This is a genomic window from Crystallibacter degradans, from assembly GCF_012952295.1.
GTDB lineage: Bacteria > Actinomycetota > Actinomycetes > Actinomycetales > Micrococcaceae > Crystallibacter > Crystallibacter degradans.
In genome coordinates this window covers 522,342-549,084 of the sequence record NZ_JABBCH010000002.1, presented here as the reverse complement: position 1 = coordinate 549,084, position 26,743 = coordinate 522,342, and the positions used below count along the sequence as shown (strand labels likewise).

Below are 26,743 nucleotides of genomic sequence, written 5' to 3'. Positions count from 1 at the left end.
CCGCCCCTTTTGTGTTCCAACTCACATTCAAGGACCTGAATAATTATAAGGTGCCTTATGGCTGATACGGCGCGGAGTCAGGGCATATTCATGCACGTTGACAGTATGCATATGCAGTTTGAACGATCATAGATGCCTGCAAAGATGCAAGTGTCCCACTATATGGACTGCTCAGCGCATGGTCCCGGCCCGTAGCACAACCGGCTGGAGGTGCTTCTCAGGTTCAGGTCAGCCGGCGATACCGTACAGCCGGTCCCCCGCGTCGCCGAGACCGGGAACGATATAGGCGTTTTCATCCAGCCGGTCATCCACCGAAGCCAGCACGATGGTCACGTTGTCCGCGTCGCCCAGTTCGGCCTCGAGCATCTTCAGGCCCTCGGGAGCACCGAGCAGGCAAATGCAGGTCACGTCGGCGGCGCCGCGCTTGAACAGGAACCTGATCGCTTCGCGCAGGGTGCCGCCGGTGGCTAGCATCGGATCCAGCACGAAGACCTGGCGGCCGGTCAGATCGGCCGGCAGACGTTCGGCATAGGTGATGGCCTCGAGCGTCTCCTCATTGCGTGCCATCCCGAGGAAGCCGACCTCCGCCGTGGGAACCAGCTTGGTCATGCCCTCGAGCATGCCGAGTCCGGCGCGGAGAATGGGCACCACCAGCGGGGTGGGCTTAGTGAAGGCGGTTCCGACAGTCCTGGTCACAGGCGTCTCGATTTCCACCGGTTCCGTCCGCACGTCCCGTGTGGCCTCGTAGGCCAGCAGCGTCACCAGCTCTTCGGTCAGCTGGCGGAATACGGGCGACGGAGTGGTCTTGTCGCGGAGAACTGTGAGTTTGTGGGCAACAAGAGGGTGGTCCACTTCGAGTACGCGCATGCGTCAAAGTTACAGTCATGCGGATAGGCAGCACAAACAACCCCAAGTTGCCGGGAGCTCTCCGGAGTTGTCCAGAGTTGCCCCGGGTCCGGCCGAAGTTGTCCGAACCAGCGCCCGCGGCAACAATTGAGCACATGATGCCTGCCGATCCGCTGCACAGCGAGTGGATGGGCCTCGCGCTGGAACAGGCGCGCCTCGCCCTCGCGACCGCGGACGTACCCATCGGCGCCGTCGTTATTGGTCCGGACGGCACGGTCATCGGAACGGGACGGAATGAGCGCGAAGCCCACCACGACCCCACCGCACACGCGGAAATGGTGGCCATTCGCGAGGCGGCGCGAAAGCTGGACTCCTGGCGGCTGGAGGGTTGCACCCTGGTGGTCACGCTGGAGCCGTGCGCCATGTGTGCCGGCGCGGTGGTTCTCGCCCGGGTTCCCAAAGTAGTGTTCGGCGCCTGGGACGAAAAGGCCGGAGCGGCTGGCAGCGTGTTCGACATTCTCCGCGAGCGCCGGCTCAACCATTGGGTAGAGGTCTATCCCGAGGTCCGGGCCGATGAGTGCGGGAACGTGCTGCGGGAGTTCTTCGAGTCCCATCGCGATGGGCCATCGGGCTAACAGCAAGTAGGCTTGGCATTTCCGGAACCCGAAAGGATAGCGATGACTAACCAAGAAAACGGACATCAAGAAGTAGCCAAGATCCTCAAGGACGCCGACATCGCGGTGCTGACCACTGTGAACGCCGACAACCAGCTGGTCAGCCGTCCGCTGGCCCTCCAGTCAGTGGAGTTCGACGGCCTGCTCTGGTTCTTCACCCAGGACCCCTCCCCCAAGGCCGACGAGATCCGCGCCAACCGGCAGGTCAACGTCTCGGTCCATGCGGGCGGCGGCTACCTCTCCATCTCCGGTACCGCGGACATTGTGCACAACAGGCCGAAGATCGACGACCTGTGGAGCCCCGCCGTCGAGCCCTGGTTCGAGAACGGGAAGGATGATCCCACGGTGGCCTTGATCCGGGTCGCGGCAGACACCGCCGAATACTGGGCGTCGGACTCCCCGAAGGTTGCCACGCTGTTCAAGCTCGCCAAAGGAATGGTCACCGGTGAACAGCCCGACGTCGGCAAGAACGACGTCGTCGAAATGTAGCCGCGCTTTTTGCGGAAATCAGAGCTTGCGCCAGGCTGCGGACTGGCTACTGACGCGCCGTTTTGGGCCACAGCCCAACTACCGGTAAAGTTGACGCGTCTGGTGACGTGTCCGAGCGGCCGAAGGTGCAACACTCGAAATGTTGTTTGGTGCAAGCCAACGTGGGTTCAAATCCCACCGTCACCGCCAATTAGCAAGCCCCTGCTTCCGTATATGAACAAAGGGAAGCAGGGGCTTTGTTTTGCCCAGGAATCCGCCACGCAGTAAGGCGGCGGTAACAAAATCATCGAGGGGTCTGTGCTTTGGCATCGCCAGGGCAACGGGCAGTTTGCGATCGACCCGCTTACAAAGGTGGCCGAGTCTCTGATCAAATCATGCCCAAGCCGTGGGTGTTTCTTCTCGTCCGCCGTGCGGCTACCGCTCCCGGACTGCGTAGGTCAGGTGCGCCACCCTTGGCGAAGGTTCCGCGCGGACCGGCTCCAGGGCCACGCGGCCCGCGTCCACGCCCTCGAACAGGCGGATTCCGGCGCCGAACAGCACGGGTGACAGCGCGATCGAGAACTCGTCAATCAGGCCGGCGTTTACGTACTCCAGAATCGTCGCGCCGCCACCTGCGATGCGCACGTCGCGGTCGCCAGCGGCCTCGCGGGCCTGGTCGAGCGCGGACTCGAAGCCGTCGTTGACGAAGTGGAAGGTGGTCCCACCCGGACGCTCCCAGGGGTCACGTTTCTCGTGCGTCACGACGAACACCGGTGTGTGGAACGGAGCCTCCTCCGGCCACGCATGCTCGCCGGCGTCGAACATGCGCTTGCCCATCACGCTCGCGCCCGTGCGCTCGAACGTCTCCCTCACGATGTCGTTATCGCGCCCCTCCTCGCCGCCCTCGCCAAGCTTCAGGTTCTCCCGAAGGAACCGCTGCGGGAAGATCCACTGCTGCAGTTCCATCCACTGTTGCCCCATCAATTCCTCGGAGGATTCGGGTGCGATAAACCCGTCCAACGACATCGACACGCTGAAGAACACCTTCCCGGCCATCAGCCCTCCGCCCCCTTCCGAACGATCTCGGTGACGTATGCAGCCAGTTTGCCCAGGGTCTGCTGTCCCCCCTCGATTGCGTGATGCTTCTCGGCAGCCTCGTCGCGCAGCTCCTTGGTGGGGAACACCGTGCACATCTCGATCCGGGTCGCCGCACCGTCAGATTCGAACGTCAGGACCGACCGGAAGGCGTTCGGGTCGCCGCGGGACTCACCGTGCAGCATTGCGATCCGCTCCGGCGGTGCGATCTCGGTCCAAGTGATCCACTCGGTGTAGTCCGTCCCGTCCGGTCCGTGCATCACGAAGTCCCACTCCCCGCCGACGCGGAACTCGAACGAGTGCGTGGTCGTGGTGAACCCCTCCGGCCCCCACCACCGCGCCAGGTGCCGCACGTCGGTGAACGCCTCGAACACCAGGTCCCGTGGGGCGTCGATGACCCTGGAGATCATAATCTCGCGGTCGGCCGTCGCGGACTGCGCCGGAGTTCCTCGTCCAACCTGGCTCATCAGCTACCCCTCCTGTTTTGCCTGCTTGAGTTCCTGCACGTAGGTGTCCAGACGGTCAAAGCTCTCGTTCCAAAACTGCTCGAACCCGCCGGTCCACTCATGGACAGCTCGCAGCCCACGAGCGTCAAGGCCGTACATGCGTTGCTTGCCAGCCTTGCGGTCCCGCACCAGCCCGACTTCTCGGAGCACGCGCAGATGTTTGGATGCCCCCGGCTGGGGTATCCCCAGCTCCTGGGCCAACTCGATCACCGGCCGCTCACCCGCCCGCAGCAGCACTAGGATCTCCCGACGCCGCGGCTCGGCGATCGCGTTGAATACATCCGATGTTGTCGCTGCTCGTGCCATGCAACCATCATATACCCATATGAGCATGCGTGGAGCAAAGAATCAGGCCGGTCTTGACAATGGCGACCGCGGCCCTTGTCCCTGGCTTAGCCCCGGGTCCAGGTTGGCAGTGTGAGAACTTCCACCCTTGGGGCCTCAATGCCTGCCCGGGACCGACGCGCCAGCCTGGCCCGCACACGACGCACAGCGGAGAGCGCGGACGCGACTTGCATCGATAGCCTTCCTCGGTCCGACAGGGGCCTTTCCCATTCGCGGATTGTTATATGATGGAATCCTAAATCAATGAATTAAGAGAGCTGCCCATGGTCGACCAACCCGATTTCCACGCCCCGCTTTACGAGGTCAAAGCGAACCTCTTCAAAGGCCTTGCCCATCCGGTACGCATCCGCGTGCTGGAACTCCTGGCGGAGTCGCCCCAGGTTTCCGTAGCCGACCTCATTGCCGGCACGGGCCAGGAAGCTTCGAACCTTTCGCAGCACCTGTCCGTATTGCGGCGCCATCATCTGGTACTGGCCGAGCGCCGCGGCCTGCAGGTGTTTTACCGGCTGGCCTACCCGCAGGTCGCTGACCTGCTGACGGTGGCCCGCAGCCTGCTGACCGAAGTGCTGACCACCACCCAGAAGAATCTTGAACTGTCCATGGCCCTCCCCAATGGACCGGCGAGCGCAGAGGACCGGCCGTGAACCTCCTGAGCTCGGCCCGCCAGCTGCTGCCGGGCAAGGCAGACTATGCGCCGCTGAAGAGCAGTTGGAAGAATGATCTGGTTGCCGGGATCACGGTGGGCATCGTTGCCCTGCCGCTGGCCCTGGCCTTCGGCGTCAGCTCGGGAGCCGGTGCCGCCGCCGGACTCATCACCGCCATCGTGGCCGGGATTGTGGCCGCTGTTTTCGGCGGTTCCAATGTCCAGGTTTCTGGCCCGACCGGTGCCATGGTAGTGGTGCTCGCCCCGGTTATTGCCCTGCACGGCATGCAGTCCCTGGCCCTCGTGACGATCATGGCCGGCGTCGTCGTTCTGGTCGCCGGCGCCCTGAAACTCGGCCGCGCGGTTGGCTACATTCCGTGGCCGGTGATTGAGGGCTTCACCCTGGGCATCGCCATCATCATCTTCCTGCAGCAGGTCCCGGCTGCCTTCGGCGTTCCAGCCGGCGACAGCACCAATGCCGCCGTCGCTGCGTTCCAATCACTGCAGAACACAGACTTCTCCACCCTATTCTGGCCCGTTGTCCTGGTCCTGATTGTCGCCGCAATCATGCTTGTCGCCCCGAAGATCCATCCGCAACTGCCCGGCTCCATCATCGGCATCATTGTCGCCACCTTGGTCGCCGGTTTGGCCGGGCTCCCCGTTACGAGAATCGGTGACCTGCCGAACTCACTGCCGGCACCGTCCGTTCCCTTCTTCGACCTGGCCCTGGTCACAACGCTGCTTGCTCCCGCCCTGACCATCGCGGCGCTGGCGGCCATCGAGTCACTGCTTTCGGCTCGGGTCGCCGCGTCGATCTCGGACACAGGCCCCTATGATCCGGACCGGGAGCTGGTGGGCCAGGGCCTGGCATCCGTGGCTTCAGGCTTCTTCGGCGGTATGCCGGCGACCGGCGCCATCGCCCGGACTGCCGTCAACATCAGGGCCGGCGCAAAGACCCGCGCCTCCACGATCGTGCACGCCCTGGTACTCCTCGGCGTCGTCTACCTGGCCACCGGGCCGGTGGGACAAATCCCGCTGGCCGCGCTCTCCGGCGTGCTGATGGTGACGGCCTTCCGGATGATCTCCCCGGCGACCCTGCGCAGCGTCATCGGATCTACCCGTGCCGACACCGTCACGTTTTTCGTCACGGCCGTCATTACCGTGTCCTTCGACCTGATCCAGGCGGTGGAAATCGGCATCGTCGTCGCTGCCTTCTTCGCACTGCGTTCACTGGTCAAAACCAGCGGCGTGCACCGCGAAGAACTTCCCGGTCCGGCACAGGACGGAGATGAACAGATCGCCCTCTTCCGCCTCGATGGGGCTCTGTTCTTCGGGGCCTCCGAGCGCGTGCTGGAACGGGTGAGCGCCATCCGCAATGTCCACGTGGTCATCATCCGGATGTCCCAGCTGCAGATCCTCGATGCCACCGGGGCAAGAGTCATCGCCGAACTCGTGACGGCCCTGGAACGCCGCGGGATCACGGTCCTCATCAAGGGGATCCAGGAGCGGCACCTGAAGCTGGCAAAACACGTGGGCGTGCTGGAATCTTTGCGCCACCACAAACACCTGTTCGCAGAGATGGAACCAGCGGTGAAACACGCCCGCAGCCACGTGTCGCGTATCCGGCAACAAACAACGACGGCGGTGCGGCGCACACGATAGTGCGCTGCACCGGGTTGCCATTCCCAAGCTCTCACCAGGTTTTTCCGCCAGAGAGAGATAGGTGATCAAAGACCTCATCCTGGACCGCGCGGCGGCCTGAACGCGGTTCACGCGCAGTCTTCATGACCGCCCACAACGACGCGGAAGGGTTCGGCGGCTGCACACATAATCGGCGAATGCACAGCGGTCTGCCCCGCGGGAATCCCGCTCGATATGATCTCCCAACTTAACCACGACGTGCTTTCGGGCCTACCCAACCAGATGGTGGTAGCACAAGGTGAATGAGCCTGATCTGAATCATGTACTCGCCGGAGCCAGCGCAGTATCGTCAATCCAATAGGCACTAACGCGCCAGTACTACACCGGACGGTCGATGACGACAACGATGGAGGACATCAAATGACACACTCAACAGAATTCGACGCGGACCAGCCCGACGAGGACGTCGGCGCAACCGCTCATTCTTCACGGAGCCACCATGAAAGGCTGTGGGCGGCACTGGTCGACCGCGCCGACAGGCTCACGGCAGCGGCGGATGGTCGCGAGGACGACCGGCAGGCCCGAAGCATCCTCGTGGAGTTCCTCCACGGCGACGTCCTGGCCCATTTGCAGACTGAGGCCGGAGTCGTGTACCAAGAGGCTCGCAGCATTGGCGCCGAACACCTCGTCGCAACGCTGGAAACTGATCACAAGTTCATGCTTAAACTCGTCGAGGAGATCGAGCAGGCGGACACCGAGCAGGAGGCCGCGCGGTGTGCCCGGGCCCTGGTAGTGCTCATCGCACTCCGGATTGAGAAGGAAGAAGCGATCGTGCTACCGGCACTGGCTAAGGCCGGTGTGGACGTCAACACGCTGCTCGAAGGAGTGGTCGCGGGCATGGCCACCGATTACGACGCTCGTTTCACCTACCTGTGATGTCGATTCCGGCGCGGACTTCGACTCGGTGTCCATAGCTGAATTGTGTGCCGCCAGGCCGATTCTTCGTCGGTGCGAGAGGGCGTTTGGGCCTGTGAGTAAATGTTGCAAGACCCCGTAATTTCAGCGATTTTTGGGGTGTGACGCTTGATGGCGGGGGTGTCAGTAGGGGCGCGATCCCCACGGTTGCGGGGCTATTGTTTTGCCCTGGCCCGGTCCCAGCGCAGGACCGTGGATAAGCTGGAGCAGTGCAGACGGGTTTGAGCAGCAGGATGGACCAGGCTGTCGCGACGCTGGCGCCGGGCTACTTCGCGCTGGTGATGGGCAGCGGCATCGTCTCCATCGCGCTGCAGATCCAAGGCTTCACGACGCCGTCGTTAATCTTGCTGGCAGTTTGCGCCTCCGGCTACGTACTGCTGCTGGCGCTGCATGTGCTCCGGCTGGTCCGCCACCGCCACAACTTCTCCGAGGACTTCAACGATCCGCGCAGGGGCTTCGGATTCTTCACCTTCGTCGCCGGAACCAACGTGCTGGGCATCAGGCTCTCCATGGACGGCCAGATCGGCTGGACAACAGGTTTGCTCGGGCTCGGCTTCATCGCCTGGCTGCTGCTCGGCTACGTGGTGCCCTGGACAGCCGTGCTGGGCAGAACCGCCCGCCCGGTGACCGCGACGGCGAACGGCACGTGGTTCATCTGGTCCGTTGCCGCACAGTCCTGCGCCGTGGCCGCCGCGACCATTGAACCGGCCCTGCCGTCGCTCCGCCGCGAGCTCGCCGTTGTCGCGCTGTTCTGCTGGTCCATCGGCATCTTCCTCTACGCGGCGTGCGGCATCTTCGTGGCGCTGCGCATGATGCTCTACCGGCTCAAGCCCGAGGACCTGACCCCGCCCTACTGGGTGGCGATGGGCGCGATGGCGATCTCCGTGGTCGCCGGCGCCCGGATTGTGGAGATGGACGATGCCCCGATGGTCACCGCCACGCGTGGTCTGGTGGCCGGGCTCTCGGTAGTGTGCTGGTCCTTCGCCACCTGGCTGATTCCGGCCCTCATCGCCGCCGGCTGGTGGCGGCACTTTCGGCACCGCGTGCCGCTGCGGTACGACGCCACCTGGTGGAGCATTGTGTTTCCCGTCGGGATGTACGCGGTCGCCTGCCTGACCCTGGGCCAGGCGGACAGCCTCCCGATTGTCGAGGGCATCGGCGCGGTCTGGATCTGGGTGGCCTGCGCCGTCTGGTTCACCACGTTCACGTTTATGTGCCTGCACCTGCGCGCCACGCTTTTCCGCCGCGCCACCCGGCCGAAACCCGCCGCGGCCTGAGCGATTCCACATCCTCGGCGGCGGTAACTAAAGTTGGACCATGGCCGACTCCCTCACCACCACCACGACCGAACACATTGGTGCCGCGGGCGAAACGATTCCGGACGCCTACTACATCCGGTTGGACGACACCCGCTTCCACTCGACCCTGCACTCGCAGGGCGCCTGGAATGCGCACGAGCAGCACATGGCCAGCGCCTCGGGCCTGCTGATCCATGCGGTGCAGCAGAACCATCCGCGGCCGGAAGTGGCGCTGAGCCAGGTCACCTTCGAGATCCTCGGGGTCATCCCGGGCGGCGAAATCGAAGTGACAACGGAAGTGGTCCGTCCCGGCCGCACGATCGAGTTGATCGAGGCGACGCTCAGCGGCACCGGCCGCCCGGCCATCCGCGCCCTGGTCTGGCGCCTCCTCACCGGGGACACCAGCGAAGTGGCCGGCGGCGAAGGCGGACGGCTCAAGCCGCCGGCCGAATGCCGGCCCTATGAAATGGAGTCGGTCTGGGACGGGGGCTTCATCCGCTCCACCGAATTCCTGTCCGTCGAGGACCGCGGCCCGGGCAGCGGGGCCGCCTGGATGCGCACGCCGTACGCGATTGTCGACGGCGAGGAATCCGAGCCCATTGCCCGCTTCCTGGGCCATGTTGACACAGCCAACGGCATCGCCGTCCGGCAAAGCCCGCGGGAGTACATGTTCCCCAACTTGGACCTGACCGTGCATCTGTTCCGCCAGCCTGAGGGCGAATGGACCGGCATGGACGCCCGCGTGCACTTCGGCGCGTCCGGCGTCGGCATGACCGCCACTGACCTTTACGACGAGCGGGGCCTGGTGGGCAAGGCAGCGCAGATCCTCACCGTGCGCAAGTTCCCCGAGCGGTAAGCACCGGCTTTTCTCCACAGGCTGGCGGTTCTCCACAGGCAGGTGAAAGCTTCCAATGCCCATGCCCTAGGATCGAAGTGGGGCCGCCGGAGTGACGCACCAGACAACGGCGGTTGTCTGTCCTGCCAGTCTCGCAAAGAAAGCAGTCCGCCGTGGAGTTAGTTCTGCCAGCCGTTCTCGTCGTCGTCGTTCTCATCATTATTTTCAGTTTCATGCGGGCGTACCGTGTGGCGGGTCCTTCCGAGGCGCTGATCATTACCGGCCGGGGCGGCCAGGATGACCAGCGGGTGGTCTCCGGCGGACGAGTCATTGTGTACCCGTTCATCCAGCGGGCCTACACCATGTCGCTGGCCTCGCGCCAGATCCGGGTGGAAATCGACGGTATCTCGAAGAACGGCATCCAGCTCCAGCTCACCGGCGTTGCGCAGGTCAAGGTTGGCGGTGACGATATCTCCATCCGCCGGGCCGCCCAGCGTTTCCTGAACCAGCAGGACCAGATCGACCACTACACGCAGGAAATCCTGGCGGGCTCGCTGCGCGCCGTCGTCGGAACGTTGACGGTGGAGCAGATCATCCAGGACCGTGCGTCCTTCGCCGCCTCGGTTTCCGAAGAGGCCGAGCACTCCATGAACAACCAGGGCCTGGTCATCGACACCTTCCAGATCTCGGCCGTGGACGATGAGGGCGACTACATCAACAACATGGGCCGCCCGCAGGCCGCCGAGGTGGCCAAGCTGGCTGCTATCGCCGAGGCGTCGGCCACGCGCGAAGCCTCCGAAGCACAGGCGCTGGCCGACGAGAAGGTTGCCATCGCCCAGCGCACGCTGGCCCTGAAGCAGGCCGATATCAAGGAAGAGACCGACGCCCGGCTGGCTGCAGCCAACGCCGCCGGCCCGCTGGCCGAAGCCGCGCAACGCCAGCGGATCCTGGAGCAGGAAGAACTGGTCGCCGTCCGCCAGGCGGAACTGAAGGCCAAGCAACTGGACACCGAAGTGCGCCGGCCGGCCGATGCCGAGCGTTACCGCCAGGTGCAGATCGCCGAGGCCGCCAAGACCCAGTCCATGCTGGCCGCCGAAGCCGAACTGGCGCGGCGCGAAAACGAAGCCAAGGCCGTGGAGCTTGAAGGTGCAGCCAAGGCCGCCGCCATCCGCGCGCAGGGTGAAGCGGAGGCCGCATCCACACTTGCGAAGGCCGAAGCCTACAAGCAGTTCAACGACGCCGCAGTGCTGGACCGGATGCTGGACACGCTCCCCCTGATCGCGCACGAACTGGCCGCACCCTACGCCAACATCTCGGAGCTGAACGTCATCTCCAACGACGGCGAGAGCAAGCTCAGCCAGAACATCTCCACCAACCTGGTGGAAACGCTCTCCATGCTCAAGACGATGACCGGCGTGGATCTGACCGACGTCGCCCGGAACATGACCGCCGAAAAGACATCCAAGGCGGGGGCTACCGGAACCAGCACGGATCTGCTTGCGGCCTCTGACAACAACGAGCACGCCGGCAGTTAGCGGTAAGTCCCCTGGCTCGGCGGGGAGGCTCCTGGTTCGGCTGGGCGTCTCTTGGCCCGCCGGTCCACAGCCGGGTGACAAGATAGTCCAATGGCACTTCGCATTCTGACCGTCGGCCGCAAGCACGAGTCCTGGGTGGCCGAGGGGATCGACCGCTACGAAAAGCGGATGAAGAAGCCGTTCGATGTCACCTGGCTGCCCATCCCGCACTCCGCCCGCGAGCACGACGCTGCCCGCAAGGAGGAATCCGAGCAACTGCTGGGCAAGCTCGGCGGCAAGTACGCCAACGACTTTGTCATCCTGCTGGACGAGCGCGGCAAGAACATCGACTCCCCCACACTGGCCCGCACGCTGCAGGCGCCGCTGGATACCTCGCGCAATATCACGTTGATCATCGGCGGCGCCTACGGCGTGGACCAGAGCATCCACCAGCGCGCTGACTTCGTCTGGTCCCTGTCTAAGCTGGTGTTCCCGCACCAGATGGTCCGGCTCATCCTGATCGAACAGCTCTACCGGGCTCAGGAAATTGCAAGCGGCCGCCCCTACCATCACGAGTGAGGCAACAGGGGCTTTGCCGGACACATGATTTGAGGCGCGCGGGTCCCTGGCGGCTAGACTTTTACAGACTGTAGAAGAAGGGCAGGAAGGGAGGCAGCCATGCATTCCGCGGCACTCTTGGGCCCGGCACCCGTCAGCACTGTCGCTGTCAGCCTCGCCCCCTTCCGCCTGCTCCGTGCCGCCGCCGTGAGCGCCACCGTGCTTTGCCTCGCCGCCGCCGCGCACGTGGCCGGCGGTGGCACCATGCCGGCCACCGGCGTCGTTATTGGCCTGAGCGTGCTGACGCTGCTGCCGGTGACCTTGCTAGCCGGACGCAAACTCGGCCCCACCACCATGGCCGCCATTCTCGCGGGCAGCCAACTGGCACTGCACCAGGCCTTCACCGTACTAAGTACGACGGCGGTGTGCACCGAAGCGGGCCACCACGCCTATGCGGGGGCCGGGTCGCTGGAATGCGTGGCCGGTGCCGCCAGCGCTGCTGGTGTTGCTGCACACGGGCCGGCCGGGCATGGTGCCGCCATGGTCGGCGCCCACATGCTCGCCGCCGCGCTGACCGGACTGCTCCTGGTCCGGGGCGAAGAGGCCGTCTGGGCGCTTGCCGCCTGGCTGCGGCCGCTCGCCAAGCTGCCCTCCGCCGTCGTTCTTCCCATTCGTCCCGCTCATACCGCGCCGGCACCAGGTGCGCTGCTGCGCCCCCGGACCCTATGCCAACTGAAGCTGGAGCCGCTGCGCGGGCCCCCGGCATTTTCCTTTCACTAAGCCATCCGGCTTGCGGCGCCCTGCGGGCAACAGCCCGGCCATCGCGCAGGCCATCCAGCTCACCGCGCCCTGTTGGCGCACCCTGAAAGGTAATAGCCATGACCACCCAGATAACGCACACCGCCCGCACTGCCGGCGATGCCCGCACCACCCGCCGCACGGCGCGCACCCTGCGCACCGGGCTTGCCGCCGCCGCGACCATCGGACTGCTCGGCGTCGGTGCCGCCGCGGCCTCGGCCCACGTCCATGTCACCCCGGACAGCACGGCCGCCGGATCCTCGTCCCTGCTCACCTTCGACTTTGCGCACGGCTGCGAAAGTGCGCCCACCACGGAAATCGCCATCAGCCTGCCGGCGCAGATCGATGACGCCACGCCCACGGCGCATCCGGGCTGGGAGGTCGAGAAGGTCGAGGAGGCCCTGGAGACGCCCAAGAAGCTCGAGAACGGCACCACCATCACCAAGCGGGTCAGCGAAATTGTTTACACCGCCAAGGAACCCCTGGCCGACGGCGTCCGAGATGCCCTCCAGATCCAGGTGCAACTGCCCGTGGCCGAAGGCGAAACGCTGACGTTCCCCGTACTGCAGACCTGCACCGAGGGCGCCACGGACTGGGCGCAGGTGGCCGAAGCGGGCCAGGACTCCCACGACCTTGAGTCCCCTGCGCCGTCGTTCGCGGTGACCGCGGCCGAGGCAGCCGGCCACGGCCAGGGCACGGCTGAAGGCGGCTCCGCCGACAAGGAGCAGGCGTCCAGCACCTCCGCGGCCGGTGGCGGTGGAAACAACGACGGCGGTGCGGGCACGGCCGGCTGGGTCGGCCTCGGGGCCGGACTGCTGGGGCTGCTCGCGGGTGTTGCGGCACTGGTACGCACCCGCGGAGTGAAGAAGTAACGAACGCTCTGCAAAAAGTCTGCGAAACCCGGTCCTTGGCGGCCGGGTTTCGTTGACTCCGGGCCAGCTGGCCTTACGCTGGTGTCATGGTGAAACGTAACAAGCTGCCCGGTGCAGCAGCGGCAGTTCTGATGGGTTGTGCTGTACTGCTGGCCGGCTGCGGCCAGTCGGAATCCCAGGAGCCCGCCGGCAGCGCTCCTGCCACCTCGTCCACCGCCCCCGAGGCCTCGGACCAGGCCTCCGGTTCGGCGTCGGGATCCGGCTCCGCCGCGACTGAAAGTGCGCCGGCGGAGGAAGCAGAAACCTCCGCCCCGGCTGCCGAAGCGACGGACGCTCCAGCCGAGGGAATCGCCGAAACGGGCGAATGCAAGGCAGACCAGTTGGAAGCTGCCATCAAGACCGAGCCGGGTGCCGGGGCGGCCGGCAGCGTCTACCGCAGCCTGGTGGTCACCAACATCGACTCTGAAGACTGCACCGTCCGCGGCTACCCCGGGGTGTCCTACGTAGACGCCGCAGGCAACCAGGTCGGCGCGCCGGCGGACCGGGATACCGCAGCGGAGAAGGTGACCGTGGCGCTGGCGCCGGGCGAATCCGCCGTGGCCCAGCTGCAGCAGACCAACGCCGGCAACTACGGTCCCGAGTGCAACCAGGCGGATGTGGCCGGAGTGCGTGTCTACTCGCCGAATGACACCGCCTGGCTGACCGCGCCGCAGGAGACGATCGGCTGCGCCAACGAGGCCGTGGTGCTCATGACGGTCGGCACTTTTGTGGCCGCATAACCGCCGGCGGATGCATCCTGTCGGCGGCGGGCGATAGTCTCGAACTATCGAAAACAGCTCGCCGGTTCTCTCCAGGTTCTCCCCGGCCACCAGCGCGTGGTTCGCCGGGGCCTTCAGCGCGCCCACGGATGCGCAAGAGGGCGCCTGGAACGCCATTTCGGCCGGCTCCCACGCGCTGGTGGTCGCTCCTACCGGATCCGGCAAGACGCTGGCAGCCTTCCTCTGGGCGCTCGATGGCTTCATCACCGCGGCCGAGCAGGCCCCGGAGCTGCCGATCGAAGAACTTCCGGCAGGCAAGCGCGGCAAAAAACCCTCCCGCGGCACTAAAGTCCTCTATATCTCCCCGCTGAAGGCCCTGGGCGTGGACGTGGAACGGAACTTGCGCGCGCCGCTGATCGGCATCACCCAGACTGCCAGGCGCCTGGGCCTGCCCGCCCCGGACATCACTGTCGGCGTCCGGTCCGGGGACACCCCGGCGTCGGACCGGCGCCGACTGCTCACCCACCCGCCGGACATCCTGATTACGACGCCGGAATCCCTGTTCCTGATGCTGACCTCCAAGGCGCGCGAGACGCTGGCTGCGGTGGACACGGTCATTGTGGACGAAGTCCACGCCGTGGCCGGGACCAAGCGCGGGGCGCATTTGGCGCTCTCGCTGGAGCGGCTGGATGCGCTGCTGCCGAAGCGGGCCCAGCGGATCGGGCTTTCGGCCACGGTTGAACCGCTGGAGACGGTGGCCCGTTTCCTCGGCGGCAGCTCGCCGGTGGAAATCGTGGCGCCGCCGTCGCAAAAGAAGTGGGACCTGACCGTCTCCGTCCCGGTGGAGGACATGACGGCGCTGGCGGCACCGTCGGCGGAGGAGCTCGGGCCGGGCGCACAGCCGGCATCCATCTGGCCGCATGTCGAAGAGAAGATCGTGGACCTGATCGCGGCAAACCGGTCCACCATTGTCTTCGCCAACTCCCGGCGCCTGGCCGAACGGCTCACGGCCCGCTTCAACGAAATCTGGGCAGAGCGTCAGGCGGCCGCCGAGGTCTGGGCGACGGAACAGCCACCGGACAATGCCGCCGGGGCCGACGGGCCTTCGGCCGGCGCCGGAAGTGCCACAGCGGCCAGCCCGGCCATGACCGGCTCCCCGTCCCGCATGCCTGCGCAGATCATGGCCCAGGCGGGAACGGTTTCCGGCGCGGAGCCGCTGCTGGCGCGTGCCCACCACGGTTCGGTCAGCAAGGACCAGCGGGCGCTGATCGAGGATGACCTGAAGTCCGGCCGGCTGCGCTGCGTGGTCGCCACGTCCAGCCTGGAACTGGGTATCGACATGGGCGCCGTTGACCTGGTAGTCCAGGTGGAATCCCCGCAGTCGGTGGCCAGCGGGCTGCAGCGCGTAGGCCGGGCCGGGCACCAGGTCGGCGAGACCTCGCAGGGCGTCCTGTTCCCCAAACACCGCCAGGACCTGGTCAACACCACGGTCACGGTGGAGCGCATGCTGGCCGGGCGGATCGAGCCGCTCTACATTCCGGCGAACCCATTGGACATCCTCGCCCAGCAAACGGTGGCGGCCACAGCGTTGGGTCCCGTGGAGGTAGAGGAATGGTTCGACGTCGTACGCCGTTCCGCACCCTTCGGCACGCTGCCGCGCTCAGCCTTCGAGGCCACGCTGGACCTGCTCGCGGGCCGCTATCCTTCGGACGAGTTCGCCGAGCTGCGCCCGCGGATTATCTGGGACCGCGTGGCCGGAACCATCACCGGGCGACCCGGCGCCCAGCGGCTCGCGGTCACCTCCGGCGGCACCATTCCGGACCGCGGGCTCTTCGGCGTGTACCTCGTGGGCTCCGAAGACGGCGCGGGCAAGGGCGGCAGGCGGGTCGGCGAGCTGGACGAGGAGATGGTCTACGAATCGCGCGTCGGGGATGTCTTCGCGCTGGGCGCCACGAGCTGGCGGATCGAAGACATCACCCATGACCGGGTGCTGGTTTCCCCCGCCTTCGGCCAGCCCGGCAAACTCCCGTTCTGGAAGGGCGATTCGCTCGGCCGCCCGGTTGAGCTGGGCCGCGCGCTGGGCGCCTTTGTGCGCGAGCTGTCCGCAACAGCCGAGGAGCCGGCACTGGAACGGCTGCGCAGCAACGGCCTGGATGAATGGGCCGCCGCCAACCTGGTGGCCTATCTGGCCGAGCAGCGGCAGGCCACGGACGTGGTGCCCAGCGACCGGGCACTGGTGGTGGAGCGCTTCCATGACGAGCTCGGCGACTGGCGGGTGGTGCTGCACAGCCCGTTCGGCATGCCCGTGCACGCGCCCTGGGCCCTCGCCGTCGGCGCCCGGCTGCACCAGCGCTACGGTATGGATGGCTCCGCCATGGCCGCAGATGACGGCATTGTGCTGCGCGTGCCGATGATGGAGGACGAGCCGCCGGGCGCGGAGCTGTTCCTGTTCGATCCGGAGGAGCTGGACCAGATCGTCACGGCCGAGGTCGGCGGCTCGGCACTCTTCGCGTCCCGGTTCCGCGAGTGCGCCGCCCGTGCCCTGCTGCTCCCCCGGCAGAACCCGGCCAAACGCACCCCCCTGTGGCAGCAGCGCCAGCGCTCGGCCCAGCTGCTGGATGTCGCCCGGAAGTACCCCACCTTTCCCATCGTGCTCGAAACCGTGCGCGAATGCCTGCAGGATGTCTACGACCTGCCCGCTTTGAAAGACATCGCCTCTTCCATCGAGCGTCGGGAACTGCGCATCCTCGAGACCACCACGCCGCAACCGTCCCCGTTCGCCCGCTCGCTGCTCTACGGCTACGTGGCGTCCTTCCTCTACGAAGGCGACTCCCCGCTGGCCGAGCGGCGCGCGGCGGCCCTCTCGCTGGATCCGTCGCTGCTCAATGACTTGCTGGGCCGGGCGGAACTGCGCGAACTGCTGGACGCGGACATCATCGCCCGCACGGAGCGCGAGCTCCAGCGCCTCAGCGAGGACCGGAAGGTCCGCGGCATCGAGGGCATCGCGGACCTGCTCCGGTTGCTCGGACCGCTCACGACGGCGGAAATCGCCTTGCGCGTCGATCTCCCCGAGGGCGCGGGGCCGGCAGCAGCCGAGACCACGACGCCGGACAGCGAGGCTGCGGTGGACGATGCCGCCGTGGCCTATGTCGAGCCACTGCTGGCGGAACTGGCCAAAGCCAACCGCGCACTCAAGGTGGGCATTGCCGGCGTCGGGCGTTGGGCCGCCGTCGAAGACGCCGCGCGGCTGCGCGACGCACTCGGGGTGCCGCTGCCGATGGGGGTGCCGCTGGCGTTCATCGAGCCGGTGGCGGATCCGCTCGGGGACCTGGTGGGCCGGTACGCCCGCACGCACGGACCGTTCACCGCGCCGGAATGCGCGGCCCGGCTGGGGCTCGGCGTGGCCGTGGTCGACACCGCGCTGCGCCGGCTGCTCAAGGACGGGCGCGTGGCCGAGGGTGAGTTCCGTCCGCCGGAAAGCGCCGTCCCGCCGGTGACCGGTGTGGTGGAGTGGTGCGATGTCGAGGTGCTGCGCAAGATCCGCCGCCGTTCGCTGGCCGCCCTCCGGCAGGAAGTGGAGCCGGTGGATCCGGCCACCTACGCGCGGTTCCTGCCGGTCTGGCAGAACGTCGGCTCCGGCCTGCGGGGACTCGACGGTGTGGCCACCGTGATCGACCAGCTCTCCGGCGTGCCCGTGCCGGCGTCGGCCTGGGAGCCGCTGATCCTGGGCACCCGCGTGGCCAATTACGCGCCGTCGATGCTTGACGAGCTGACCGCCACCGGCGAGGTGCTGTGGGCGGGCGCCGGTTCACTGGCGGGAAACGACGGCTGGATCACGTTGCAGTTGGCCGAGAACGCCCCGCTGACGCTGAATCCGCAGCCCGATTTCGAGCCCAGCGTGCTGCAGTACGAACTGCTGAACCTGCTTGCCTCCGGCGGGCAGTTCGGCGGCGCAGCTTTCTTCTTCCGCCAACTCGCGGACGCGCTGGCGGCCGCCGGCACGCAGGCCACGGACGCCGACGTCGTGACGGCCCTGTGGGAACTGGTCTGGGCCGGGCGGATCACCAATGACACGTTCACCCCGGTGCGCGCCCTGCTCGCCGGCGGAACCACCGCACACAAGCAGCGGCCGTCCGCGCCGCGCGCCCGCTCGGCACGGCTGGGCCGGATCGGGCGGATTCACGGGCTCGGCGCAGGGAGCGGCTTTGGCTCGGGTGCCGGGCTGAGGCCGGGCGCAGGAGCGGGACACCCTGGACGAGCGTCACTTCCGCTCGCGGCCGGGCGCTGGTCGCTGCTGCCGGCGCCGGAAGCGGATCCGACCATCCACGCGCATGCCACCGCCGAACTGATGCTGGACCGCTACGGCGTGGTGACCCGCGGCTCGGTGGCCAATGAAGGGATTCCGGGCGGCTTCGGGCTGCTCTACAAGGTGCTGGCGCGGCTGGAGGAAAGCGGTCGCTGCCGGCGCGGCTACTTCATCGAGCACCTCGGCGCCGCGCAGTTCGCCGTACCCGCCACCGTGGACCGGCTGCGCTCCTTCAACCGCGATGCACAGCTTGGCGAGCAGGCCCCGTCCGCGCTCGCGCTCGCCGCCACGGATCCGGCCAATCCGTACGGGGCGGCGTTGGCCTGGCCGGTGCAGGACGGCGGACACCGGCCGGGCCGCAAGGCCGGTGCGCTGGTGGTGCTGGTGGACGGGGAGCTGGCCCTGTATGTGGAGCGCGGCGGCAAGACGCTGCTGACCTTCACCGAGGATCCGGACGCGCTGACGCTGTGTGCCGAGGCGTTGGTCGGCATCATCCGCCGCGGCGCCGCGGACAAGATGGCCGTGGAGAAGGTGAACGGCGCACCCGTGCTCGACACGGACGTGGCCCGGGCACTGACCGGCGCCGGCTTCTACACCACGCCGCGGGGACTGAGGTTCCGTGCCTGAGGGGGACAACGTCTGGCGCACCGCGCGCAGCCTGCACGCCGCGCTGGCCGGGCAAGTGCTGCTGCGCTCCGACTTCCGCGTGCCCAAGCTGGCCACCCTGGACCTCGCGGGCAACACCGTGGACAACGTCATCTCCCGCGGCAAGCACCTGCTGATGCGCGCCTCCGGACCCGCCGGGGAACTGAGCATTCATTCCCACCTGCTGATGGACGGCAGCTGGCGGATCTACGCTCCCGGCCAGCGGTGGAACAAGCCCGCGTTCCAGGCCCGCGTGGTGCTGGAGACCAAGCCGGCCACCGCCGTCGGATTCCTGCTGGGCATCCTCGAAGTCATACCGACGGCGGAGGAAGCCAAGGCAGTGGGCCATCTGGGGCCGGATCTGCTGGGCCTGGATTGGGACGCGGAGGAAGCGCTGCGGCGGCTGCGGTCCGATCCGGAGCGCGGCATCGGCCTGGCGCTGCTGGACCAGCGGAACCTCGCCGGCATCGGCAACATCTACCGCTGCGAGCTCTGTTTCCTGGCCGGCGTGCACCCGCTGGCGAAGGTAGGCCAGGTACCGGACCTGCCCCGGATCGTGCAGCTGGCCAAGACCCTGCTTGAAGCGAACAAAGACCGGAACCGGCGCAACACCACCGGCGGGCCGGCAGGCCGGAACGCGAGTCCGGTCTGGGTCTACGGCCGGGCCGGGCAGCCCTGCCTGCGCTGCCGCACCCCGGTAGTCCATGCCAAGCTGGGCGAGACGGAGCTAACGGAGCGGGACCTGTATTTCTGCCCGCGCTGCCAGCCCGAGACCATATGATTAGCAACAGAATTCCAGAAGGGGGACTATGAGCTGGGTCGAGACCATCCCGGCCTTCGTGACGGCCGTGGTGCTGGTCTTCGGACCCGGCCTGCTCTGGGGCAGTGTCCTGGGCCTGCGCCGCCTGGCGCTGGTCGCCGTGGCCGGTCCGTTCAGCATCACCGCCATGGTGGTCGCCGCGGAACTCGGCGGCCTGACCGGACTGCCCTGGGCCTGGCCAACGCTGCTGCTGGTTACCGTGGTGGTTGCGGTTGCCCTGTGGTGGCTGCGGCGGTTGATGCGGAACCGGCTGCACCGCGAACACACCGCAGCATCGGCCCCGGCGCCCTGGCGGACGGTCGCGATTACCTGGGCGGTCTCGGCCGTGCCGCTGGCCGGCTACATGTTCTGGATCATCGGGTCGCCGGAAAACATCGCCCAATCGCACGACAACATCTTCCACCTCAATGCCCTGCGCTACATCGCGGACACTTCCAATGCCTCCTCGCTGACGCTGGGCTACCTGGGCACCACGGACCAGGGAGTCTTCTACCCGGCCGGCTGGCACGCCGTCGTTTCCTTGGTCATGACCACCGCCAGCCTCCCCGTGGCCGCCGCCATCAACGTCACCAACATTGTCCTGATCACCGGCATCTGGAGCACCGGCTGCCTCTTCCTGGTCAGCCGCATTACCGGCGAACGGATGATGCCGCTGCTGGTGGCCGCGGTGCTCTCCACCGCCTTCAGCAGCTTTCCCTACCTGTTGCTGGAATTCGGCGTGGTCTATCCGTTCATGCTCTCCATCGCCATCCTGCCCGCCGCCCTCGGCCTGGTGATCCAGTTGCTGCGAATCGGCCTGCCCGGCACCATCTCCACCGAGGGCAACGTCCTGCTGCTGGCCGGGCTGGTACCGGGCATGGCGCTGGCGCATCCGGCCACCGTGATGGGACTGCTGGCGCTTGCGACGCCGATGGTACTGGCTGCGGCGTACCGCGTCTCCCGCTCGGGTACTTCCCGCGACAAGACGAAGGCCGGGCTCGGCACCGTGGCCTACCTGGTGGTCCTCGGCGTCCTGTGGGCACTGCTCCGGCCGGCGCGCAGCAGCTCGGAAAACTGGGACAACATGGGCAACGCGCTCCTGGCGCTCTGGGAGGTGGTGGTGCATGCCCCGCTCTACCGGCCCATCGGAATCCTGGCGACGGTGCTCACCATCGTGGGGGCCGCCGTCGTACTTAATGTGCGCAAGCACCGCTGGGTCCTGGGGATCTATCTGGTCGCCGCCGTGATTTTCGTGGTGGGCAACTGGAAGGAAGCTCCGCTGATCCGCTGGCTGGTGGCCGGGATCTGGTACAACGACTTTTTCCGGATCAGCGCCATGCTTCCGGTGGCCGGCATCCTGATCGCCTCCTTAGGCGGCGTGGCGCTGGCCGGGACGGCACGGTCCTTCTTCCGGGCCTGGCTGGCGCGCAAGGAGAAGAAGCAGCCGGTGTGGTTCCGGCCGGCCGCCACGGCGGTGCTGACCATCGTGGCGCTGGCGGTCGCGCCGCTGTTCGCCGCCCAGCGCAGCATCCAGGAAGCGGCGTTCAAGTACCGGTTCACTGACGATTCGTACCTGCTCACCGAGGACGAACTCGCCCTGATCAAACGGCTGCCCGAGCAGGTACCGGCGGACGCCGTCGTCGTTGGCAATCCGATGACCGGGGCATCCTTGTCCTACTCGTACACGGGGATCCAGACGCTGCTGCCTTCCGGCACTACCTCCCCAGCCGTCAACGGGAAGCTCATTCTTCAGAAGCTGGACGAGATGGCCACGGACCCGGCGGTCTGCGAAGCTGTGCGGGCGACCGGCGTGGAGTTTGTCCTGGACTTCGGCACGAGTTCGGTGCACCCGGGCGAAACCAGCATCCAGCCGGGGCTGCGGGACCTGGGTGCGGAGAACGGTTTCGAGCTCATGGACAGCGAAGGAGACGCGGCTCTTTACCGGATCACCGGTTGCAGCTGAGCTAGCCTTCGCAGTCCTTGCAGTAGAACAGGCCGTCCTGCTCCCGCGCGAGCATGGAATGGTGCCGGATCAGGAAGCAGGATGAACAGGTGAATTCATCCTCGCCGGGCGGGATGATCCTGACCTGGAGCTCCTCGCCGGAGAGATCGGCGCCGGGCAGTTCGAAGCCTTCGGCCGCGTCCGCTTCGTCCACCTCGATTTCCGGAGACCGGTTGTCAGTCTTGTGTGCTTTCAGCTCTTCAATGGACTCTTCGGGCTCGTCCTCGGTCGACTTTCGCGGTGCATCGTAATCTGTCGCCATCGCGGGCCTCCACTTTCAACTGTTGACCGTCCTCGTACGCTTCAGCACGCTCCCGCAAGAACGTTGGTTCCCCACTATAGGGCAGGGCCAGGGGTTGCTGTCATCTCTTTCGGCCGGAATGGCAGCGGCGCTGGCGGCGGGTTTGGGCAGCAGCGGCCGGACGACGGCTGCGCCGGGCGCCGGTACCCTTGAAGGGTGATGAAATCCCCCCTCCCCGTGCGCGACGGCGTTAACGCCACCAGGCTGCGACTGCCCGGCAACGGGCCGTGGCAGACGGCGCTGGACTACATGCTGCACCGCTGGGGACACGTGGACCCGGAGGGCATCAAGGACCGTTTCGACCGCGGCGAGATTGTCGGCGAGGGCGGTGTGCGGCTTCACCGGGGCACCCTGCTGGAGGAGCACACCTTCATTTGGTACTACCGGACGCTGCCGGCCGAGGAACGGCTGCCGGTGGAACTGAACATTCTGCATCAGGACGAGAACATCCTGGTAGTGGACAAGCCCCATTTCCTCCCGACCACGCCGGGCGGAACCTATATCAGCGAGTCGGCACTGGTCCGCCTGCGCGTCCAACTCGGCATCCCGGACCTGATTCCCATGCACCGGCTGGACCGCCTTACGGCCGGCGTGCTGCTCTTTTCCACCAATCCGGCCACCCGCGGCAACTACCAAGTGCTCTTCGAAAAGCGCCTGGTGGAAAAGGAGTACGAGGCGATCGCGGCGGTGGACCAGCGGCTTCAGTTCCCGCTCGTCGTGCGCAACCGGATGGTCAAGTCCCGCACCTATCTGCTGGCCGAGGTGGTGGCCGGCGAGTTCAACGCCGAGACCCGGATCGAGCTGGAGGAAGCCCGCGGGGTGCTTGGCAAGTACCGGCTGGAACCGCATACCGGCAAGACCCACCAGCTGCGCGTGCATATGGCCTCGCTGGGAGTGGGCATCCTGCACGATCCGTTCTACCCGGTCCTGCTGGACAAGGCCCCGGACGATTACAGCCGGCCGCTGCAGCTGCTGGCCCGCGGCGTTAGGTTCACCGATCCGCTCTCCGGCGCCCCGGTCGAATACCGCAGTCGGCTGGAGCTCTCCGAGTGGGCAGCCGCCGCCGCTCCGGAGCCTGCCCGCCGCTGAGCAGCCGGGCCGCCGGGCCGAGCCGAGCAGAGCGAGCGATCAAACTGCGCGAGCGAAATGCGCGTTTTGGCCGAGCCCCTTACACGGCCGGCCCTACGTGGTTAGAGTCGAGTCAACGAGCCGTTGTCCGATCGGGCCGTGAGCGGTAGCGGCGAAGGGTCCGGCCGGCCGGTGCCAAACACCGATAAGAGGGCACTGCCATGTTCCATCGCAATGTAGCCGAGAAGATCCATCTCATCGAGCATGCCAACGTGAACTGCTACATCGTCGAGGACGGCGACCAGATCATGCTGGTCGACTCCGGCCTGCCCGCGATGTGGAAGATGACCGTCGCTGCCATCCGCGAGCTTGGCCGTTCAACCCGGGACATTTCCGCGCTGGTCCTCACGCACGCGCATTTCGACCACCTTGGGTTCGCCGCCAGGGTCCAGCATGACCTCGATGTGCCGGTCTATGCACATCCGGGCGACAGTTATATCGCCGAGCACCCGTACCGGTACAAGCACGAAAAGAACCGGCTGGCCTACCCCTTCAAGTACCCCGCCTGCGTTCCCATCCTGACCCGGATGACGCTGGCCGGAGCGCTCAATGTCCGGGGCGTCACGGATCTTCGTGTGCTGGGCGCCGAGGCGGGCCTGCAGTTGCCCGGCGCGCCGGCGGTTATCCATACCCCCGGCCATACCGAGGGCCACTGCGCACTCCATTTCCCCGAACGGGACACCATCATCACCGGAGATGCCCTGGTCACCCTTGATCCGTACACCGGTAAGCGCGGGCCGCACATTGTCTCCGCTGCCGCCACGGCAGACACCCGGCAGGCGTTGAAATCGCTGGAATTGCTGGCCGAGACCGGCGCCGGCACCGCGTTGCCCGGCCATGGTGAACCGTACCGCGGCGGGATCGCCACCGCGGTGGACGAGGCCGTGCGCCGGGGTGCCACGTAGCACCGGCCGTGGGGACGGCAAGGACAGCAGGGCAGGCGGGAAGGAGGGAAGTCCGCGATGGAATCCGTCGTGGAGGTTGATCCGGACGATCTCTACGGTCTGATCGCCGCCCTGACGCAGGACCGGTGGCAGCCCTCCCGTCCGCACATCCGTGTCGCGGTGGCTACCGAGGCCACACCTCCGCGGAGCGCGACCTGCCCACGCGGCTGCTGGGCTGGAGCCATTCACCCCTACGTCGCGCTGCACTTTGCCACCAGGGAACACCTCCCGGTATGAGGAAGCCGGTGCGGTCTGGTGCGTGGATTATGCGGCAGCCCATACGCTGCTGCCGCCGGAACTGCGCAGCGAGATCGAACCGGCAGGCGGCGGACTCTTCACCACGGAGATGCTCACGCGCTCGGCCTACACCCTCTCCAAGTTCGACCGGTTCCGCGACGATGACGGACGCAGCATCCCGTTGTTTTTCGAACCGCCTTCGCTGGATGAGCGCATTGTGAACCAGGCCGCGATCTTTTCCACCATGTCCGACGTCACCGACGGCCTGTCCCGCTGGCTGCGGCGCTACTACAGTCCGCGTGACCCCGTGCGAAACCCGCGCGACGCCTGAGGAAGCGGCCGCCCCAAGCAACACTCCACTGCGAGCGCGCTATTAGCCCAGCAGGCTCCGGTGGACGGCACGGAAGGTCTCTGCCAACCCGGCAGAGAACAGCACGAACTCGATGAGCTGGACCCCGCCGTCGTACTTCATGGCTTCACCCAGCCCCGCCAGTGCAACGCTGCCGCCGTCCCAGCCGTAGACCCCGGCGCTGATCGCCGGAAAGGCCACGGACCGGGCGCCGAGTTCATCGGCCACGCGGAGGCTCTCGCGGAAGCAGGACGCCAGCAGGGCCGGATCGTTCTGGCCGGCGTGCAGGTTGGGGCCCACGGTGTGGATGACCCAGCGGGCGGGTAACCGGAAGGCCTCCGTGGCGACGGCGGAACCGACCGGCAGACCATCCGGCAGCTGCGAGGACCGCAGTTCCCGGCAGGCGGCCAGCAGCTCCGGACCGGCAGCGCGGTGGATGGCGCCGTCCACACCTCCCCCGCCCAACAGGCTCGAGTTCGCCGCATTGACCACGGCGTCCACCTCGCGGCGGGTGATGTCCCCTTCGAGAATCCTGATCTCCATTCTTTGTACTCTGCCATCGGCGGGGCATTGCCGGTAGATTGGGGAGGTGGAAATCCCCGAAGGGCCGTGGCAATGGCTGTACTATCCGATGACCTTGCTCATGGTCGTTCTGGATGCCCCCATGCCTGCCGCGCCGTCGGAAATCATGGTCATCGGCGGCGGCACGCTGCTGGCCCACGGCGAGCTGATTCTGCCGCTGGTGGTCCTGACCGCGTTTGCCGGCAGCATGGCCGGGGACGTGCTGCTGTTCCTGCTGTTCCGCGGCGGCATTAACACTTTGCTCAACCGGTACCGGTGGGGCCGCAGGGTCGACCGCGCAGTCACCCAGGCGCTTGAGAAGGCCGGCCGGTCCTCCACCTATGCGGCCATTGTCGCCGCCCGCTTTATCCCCGGCGGCCGGACCGCATCTGTCGCGGCGGCGGGGCTGGCAGACGTCCCCCTGAACACCTTCCTGGTTTTGTCCGCTTCGGGGTCCACCATCTGGGCCCTGTGGATGACCGGGCTGGGGCTGGCCACCGGGCTCGCCACGGATCTGCCGTTCTGGGTGAATCTTGTTTTGGGCACGGTGATTGGCATACTGGTGGGCACGGCCATAGCTGCCGTCATCAGCCTGCGCCGCCGCAGCCAGCCGGCGCCGGTGTTCAGGGGTGCAGTCGACGTCGAGGAGTAGCAGAAGTGACCGCCCCGCTTCGATCCAATCCGCCATGGACACCGTGAAACCCTACCTCCACAAGACCCGGACGATCCTCGCCACCGACATGGCCCGCCAACTCGCGGTCAGCGCGAGCCTGGTGTTCGCGCTGCTGATGGGCGCGCGCGGTGGCGGCCTGCTGGGCGGCACAGCCATCAAGGACACGGCCGGGGGCGCGTTCGCCCCCGACTTCACACTGCTGGCCCCGGCTTCCGGCGCGTTCAGCATCTGGTCGGCGATCTACCTGGGGCTGGTCGGCTACACCATCTTCCAGTGGTGGCCGGCACAGCGCCGCGCCCCGCGCCAGCGCGCCGCCGGCTGGCTGGTGGCTGCCTCGCTGGTCCTCAATGCCTGCTGGATCCTGAGCGCGCAGGCCTCGAATGTGGGGCTGAGCCTGATCGTCATGATCCTGCTGCTGGCCGTGCTGCTGGCCGCGGTCTACTTCCTGACCCGGTATCCGACAAAGTCCCTCGTTGATGGGCTCCTCACAGATGCTCCGGTAGGGCTGTACACCGGCTGGATTCTGGTGGCGGCAGGCGCCAACGCAGCCAGCTGGCTCACGCTGCGCGAGATCGACCTGTTCGGCTGGGGCGCCGACGTCTGGGCGGTCATCACCCTCGGCGTGGTCTCCTTTGCCGGAGCGGTGGTGGCGATGACCCACCGCGGCCGCATGTCCGCGGTGGTGGCCTTGTGCTGGGGGCTGGGCTGGATCGCGATGTCCCGGCTGCTGGGTGATCTGGATTCCGTGCCGGTGGTCATCGCGGCGGGCTTCGGTTTCTTCTTTGTGCTGGTCTGCGGGACATCGCGCCGGTTCCGGGTGGGGCACGAGGAGCGCCGGGCCTTTCGCCGCGGCTACGTTCCCGAGATCTGACCGCGCGCTGCCTCTTTGGCTCCGTTTTGGGCGCTGGCTCCGAAGTGCAATTGCTCCGGGACGCCCCGGAGCCCTGGCACATCGGGGAGCTGCAGGTCGAG

The 26,743-nt window shown here is 66.8% G+C and carries 27 protein-coding genes and 1 tRNA gene; 22 read left to right on the top strand and 6 right to left on the bottom strand.

The features are described 5' to 3' along the window. Positions 1-228 precede the first annotated feature (228 nt). Complete coding sequence (gene upp, locus HGO92_RS06330) at positions 229-867, bottom strand: uracil phosphoribosyltransferase (protein ID WP_169992915.1); 639 nt, start codon at positions 865-867, stop codon at positions 229-231. Between the two features lie 134 nt (positions 868-1,001). Here upp and tadA point away from each other — a divergent pair, with 134 nt between their 5' ends. From tadA to HGO92_RS06315, 3 genes are all read left to right on the top strand, one after another. Next, complete coding sequence (tadA, locus tag HGO92_RS06325; RefSeq protein ID WP_169992913.1) at positions 1,002-1,481, top strand: tRNA adenosine(34) deaminase TadA; 480 nt, start codon at positions 1,002-1,004, stop codon at positions 1,479-1,481. A gap of 42 nt (positions 1,482-1,523) precedes the next feature. Further along, the gene (locus HGO92_RS06320) at positions 1,524-2,009 is read left to right on the top strand and encodes a pyridoxamine 5'-phosphate oxidase family protein (RefSeq protein ID WP_169992911.1); all 486 of its coding nucleotides are present in this window, start codon (positions 1,524-1,526) and stop codon (positions 2,007-2,009) included. 101 nt (positions 2,010-2,110) lie between these two features. Then, positions 2,111-2,198 (top strand) — tRNA-Ser (locus HGO92_RS06315). A 225-nt stretch (positions 2,199-2,423) separates the two neighbouring features. Here HGO92_RS06315 and HGO92_RS06310 read toward each other — a convergent pair. The 3 genes from HGO92_RS06310 to HGO92_RS06300 are packed head-to-tail and all read right to left on the bottom strand — an operon-like array spanning position 2,424 to position 3,895. Then, a complete protein-coding gene (locus HGO92_RS06310; protein ID WP_169992909.1) occupies positions 2,424-3,044 on the bottom strand; it encodes a dihydrofolate reductase family protein in 621 nt (206 codons plus the stop codon). Beyond that, positions 3,044-3,550 (bottom strand): SRPBCC family protein, encoded by a 507-nt coding sequence (locus HGO92_RS06305; protein WP_169992907.1) that lies wholly within the window; start codon positions 3,548-3,550, stop codon positions 3,044-3,046. The genes HGO92_RS06310 and HGO92_RS06305 overlap by 1 nt, the downstream gene beginning before the upstream one ends. Before the next feature lie 3 nt (positions 3,551-3,553). Continuing rightward, positions 3,554-3,895 carry an ArsR/SmtB family transcription factor gene (locus HGO92_RS06300; protein ID WP_169992905.1) on the bottom strand — a complete coding sequence of 114 codons (342 nt, stop codon included), beginning with the start codon at positions 3,893-3,895 and terminating at the stop codon, positions 3,554-3,556. A 302-nt stretch (positions 3,896-4,197) separates the two neighbouring features. Between HGO92_RS06300 and HGO92_RS06295 the strand changes: the two genes are divergently transcribed. The 13 genes from HGO92_RS06295 (at position 4,198) to HGO92_RS06230 (ending at position 21,539) form a co-directional block, all read left to right on the top strand. After that, entirely contained in the window at positions 4,198-4,578 is a 381-nt protein-coding gene (locus tag HGO92_RS06295; protein ID WP_169992903.1) for an ArsR/SmtB family transcription factor, read from the top strand. Next, positions 4,575-6,239: a SulP family inorganic anion transporter gene (locus HGO92_RS06290; RefSeq protein ID WP_169992901.1), complete on the top strand. Its 1,665-nt coding sequence runs from the start codon at positions 4,575-4,577 to the stop codon at positions 6,237-6,239. The genes HGO92_RS06295 and HGO92_RS06290 overlap by 4 nt, the downstream gene beginning before the upstream one ends. Positions 6,240-6,638: 399 nt before the next feature. Further along, positions 6,639-7,154, top strand: coding sequence for a hemerythrin domain-containing protein (locus HGO92_RS06280; protein ID WP_169992899.1), 516 nt, complete (start codon positions 6,639-6,641; stop codon positions 7,152-7,154). 248 nt (positions 7,155-7,402) lie between these two features. Further along, on the top strand, positions 7,403-8,470 hold the full coding sequence (locus tag HGO92_RS06275) for a tellurite resistance/C4-dicarboxylate transporter family protein (RefSeq protein ID WP_346768874.1): 1,068 nt from the start codon (positions 7,403-7,405) through the stop codon (positions 8,468-8,470). 40 nt (positions 8,471-8,510) lie between these two features. Further along, on the top strand, positions 8,511-9,347 hold the full coding sequence (locus HGO92_RS06270) for a thioesterase family protein (RefSeq protein WP_169992897.1): 837 nt from the start codon (positions 8,511-8,513) through the stop codon (positions 9,345-9,347). 152 nt (positions 9,348-9,499) lie between these two features. Beyond that, positions 9,500-10,861, top strand: coding sequence for a flotillin family protein (locus tag HGO92_RS06265; RefSeq protein WP_346768873.1), 1,362 nt, complete (start codon positions 9,500-9,502; stop codon positions 10,859-10,861). 90 nt (positions 10,862-10,951) lie between these two features. Further along, positions 10,952-11,419 carry a 23S rRNA (pseudouridine(1915)-N(3))-methyltransferase RlmH gene (locus HGO92_RS06260; RefSeq protein ID WP_205834198.1) on the top strand — a complete coding sequence of 156 codons (468 nt, stop codon included), beginning with the start codon at positions 10,952-10,954 and terminating at the stop codon, positions 11,417-11,419. A gap of 99 nt (positions 11,420-11,518) precedes the next feature. Beyond that, the gene (locus HGO92_RS06255; protein WP_169992895.1) at positions 11,519-12,178 is read left to right on the top strand and encodes a hypothetical protein; all 660 of its coding nucleotides are present in this window, start codon (positions 11,519-11,521) and stop codon (positions 12,176-12,178) included. 98 nt (positions 12,179-12,276) lie between these two features. Next, positions 12,277-13,068, top strand: coding sequence for a YcnI family copper-binding membrane protein (locus HGO92_RS06250; RefSeq protein ID WP_169992893.1), 792 nt, complete (start codon positions 12,277-12,279; stop codon positions 13,066-13,068). An 86-nt stretch (positions 13,069-13,154) separates the two neighbouring features. Continuing rightward, positions 13,155-13,847, top strand: a complete 693-nt coding sequence (locus tag HGO92_RS06245) for a DUF4232 domain-containing protein (RefSeq protein ID WP_169992891.1) — start codon at positions 13,155-13,157, stop codon at positions 13,845-13,847. A gap of 46 nt (positions 13,848-13,893) precedes the next feature. Beyond that, the gene (locus HGO92_RS06240; protein ID WP_169993111.1) at positions 13,894-18,759 is read left to right on the top strand and encodes an ATP-dependent helicase; all 4,866 of its coding nucleotides are present in this window, start codon (positions 13,894-13,896) and stop codon (positions 18,757-18,759) included. Further along, positions 18,752-19,558 (top strand): DNA-formamidopyrimidine glycosylase family protein, encoded by an 807-nt coding sequence (locus tag HGO92_RS06235; RefSeq protein WP_169992889.1) that lies wholly within the window; start codon positions 18,752-18,754, stop codon positions 19,556-19,558. Before HGO92_RS06240 ends, HGO92_RS06235 begins: the two co-directional genes overlap by 8 nt. 28 nt (positions 19,559-19,586) lie before the next feature. After that, positions 19,587-21,539, top strand: a complete 1,953-nt coding sequence (locus HGO92_RS06230) for a DUF6541 family protein (RefSeq protein ID WP_169992887.1) — start codon at positions 19,587-19,589, stop codon at positions 21,537-21,539. A gap of 1 nt (position 21,540) precedes the next feature. Here the strand turns inward: HGO92_RS06230 and HGO92_RS06225 are convergent, their stop codons facing one another. Then, the gene (locus HGO92_RS06225; RefSeq protein ID WP_169992885.1) at positions 21,541-21,840 is read right to left on the bottom strand and encodes a DUF4193 domain-containing protein; all 300 of its coding nucleotides are present in this window, start codon (positions 21,838-21,840) and stop codon (positions 21,541-21,543) included. 198 nt (positions 21,841-22,038) lie between these two features. Between HGO92_RS06225 and HGO92_RS06220 the strand changes: the two genes are divergently transcribed. From HGO92_RS06220 to HGO92_RS23445, 4 genes are all read left to right on the top strand, one after another. Continuing rightward, positions 22,039-22,968: an RluA family pseudouridine synthase gene (locus tag HGO92_RS06220; protein ID WP_169993109.1), complete on the top strand. Its 930-nt coding sequence runs from the start codon at positions 22,039-22,041 to the stop codon at positions 22,966-22,968. A gap of 200 nt (positions 22,969-23,168) precedes the next feature. After that, a complete protein-coding gene (locus HGO92_RS06215; protein ID WP_169992883.1) occupies positions 23,169-23,912 on the top strand; it encodes an MBL fold metallo-hydrolase in 744 nt (247 codons plus the stop codon). A gap of 57 nt (positions 23,913-23,969) precedes the next feature. After that, a complete protein-coding gene (locus tag HGO92_RS23450) occupies positions 23,970-24,188 on the top strand; it encodes a hypothetical protein (protein ID WP_205834197.1) in 219 nt (72 codons plus the stop codon). Between the two features lie 22 nt (positions 24,189-24,210). After that, complete coding sequence (locus HGO92_RS23445; protein WP_205834196.1) at positions 24,211-24,519, top strand: hypothetical protein; 309 nt, start codon at positions 24,211-24,213, stop codon at positions 24,517-24,519. Between the two features lie 42 nt (positions 24,520-24,561). Here HGO92_RS23445 and HGO92_RS06205 read toward each other — a convergent pair whose 3' ends face one another. Next, a complete protein-coding gene (locus HGO92_RS06205; protein WP_169992881.1) occupies positions 24,562-25,080 on the bottom strand; it encodes an O-acetyl-ADP-ribose deacetylase in 519 nt (172 codons plus the stop codon). 46 nt (positions 25,081-25,126) lie between these two features. On the opposite strand from HGO92_RS06205, the gene HGO92_RS06200 reads away from it, so the two are divergent. Further along, complete coding sequence (locus tag HGO92_RS06200; RefSeq protein WP_169992879.1) at positions 25,127-25,750, top strand: VTT domain-containing protein; 624 nt, start codon at positions 25,127-25,129, stop codon at positions 25,748-25,750. Positions 25,751-25,784: 34 nt separating this feature from the next. After that, on the top strand, positions 25,785-26,642 hold the full coding sequence (locus HGO92_RS06195) for a TspO-related membrane protein (protein WP_169992877.1): 858 nt from the start codon (positions 25,785-25,787) through the stop codon (positions 26,640-26,642). The last annotated feature ends 101 nt before the right edge of the window (positions 26,643-26,743 follow it).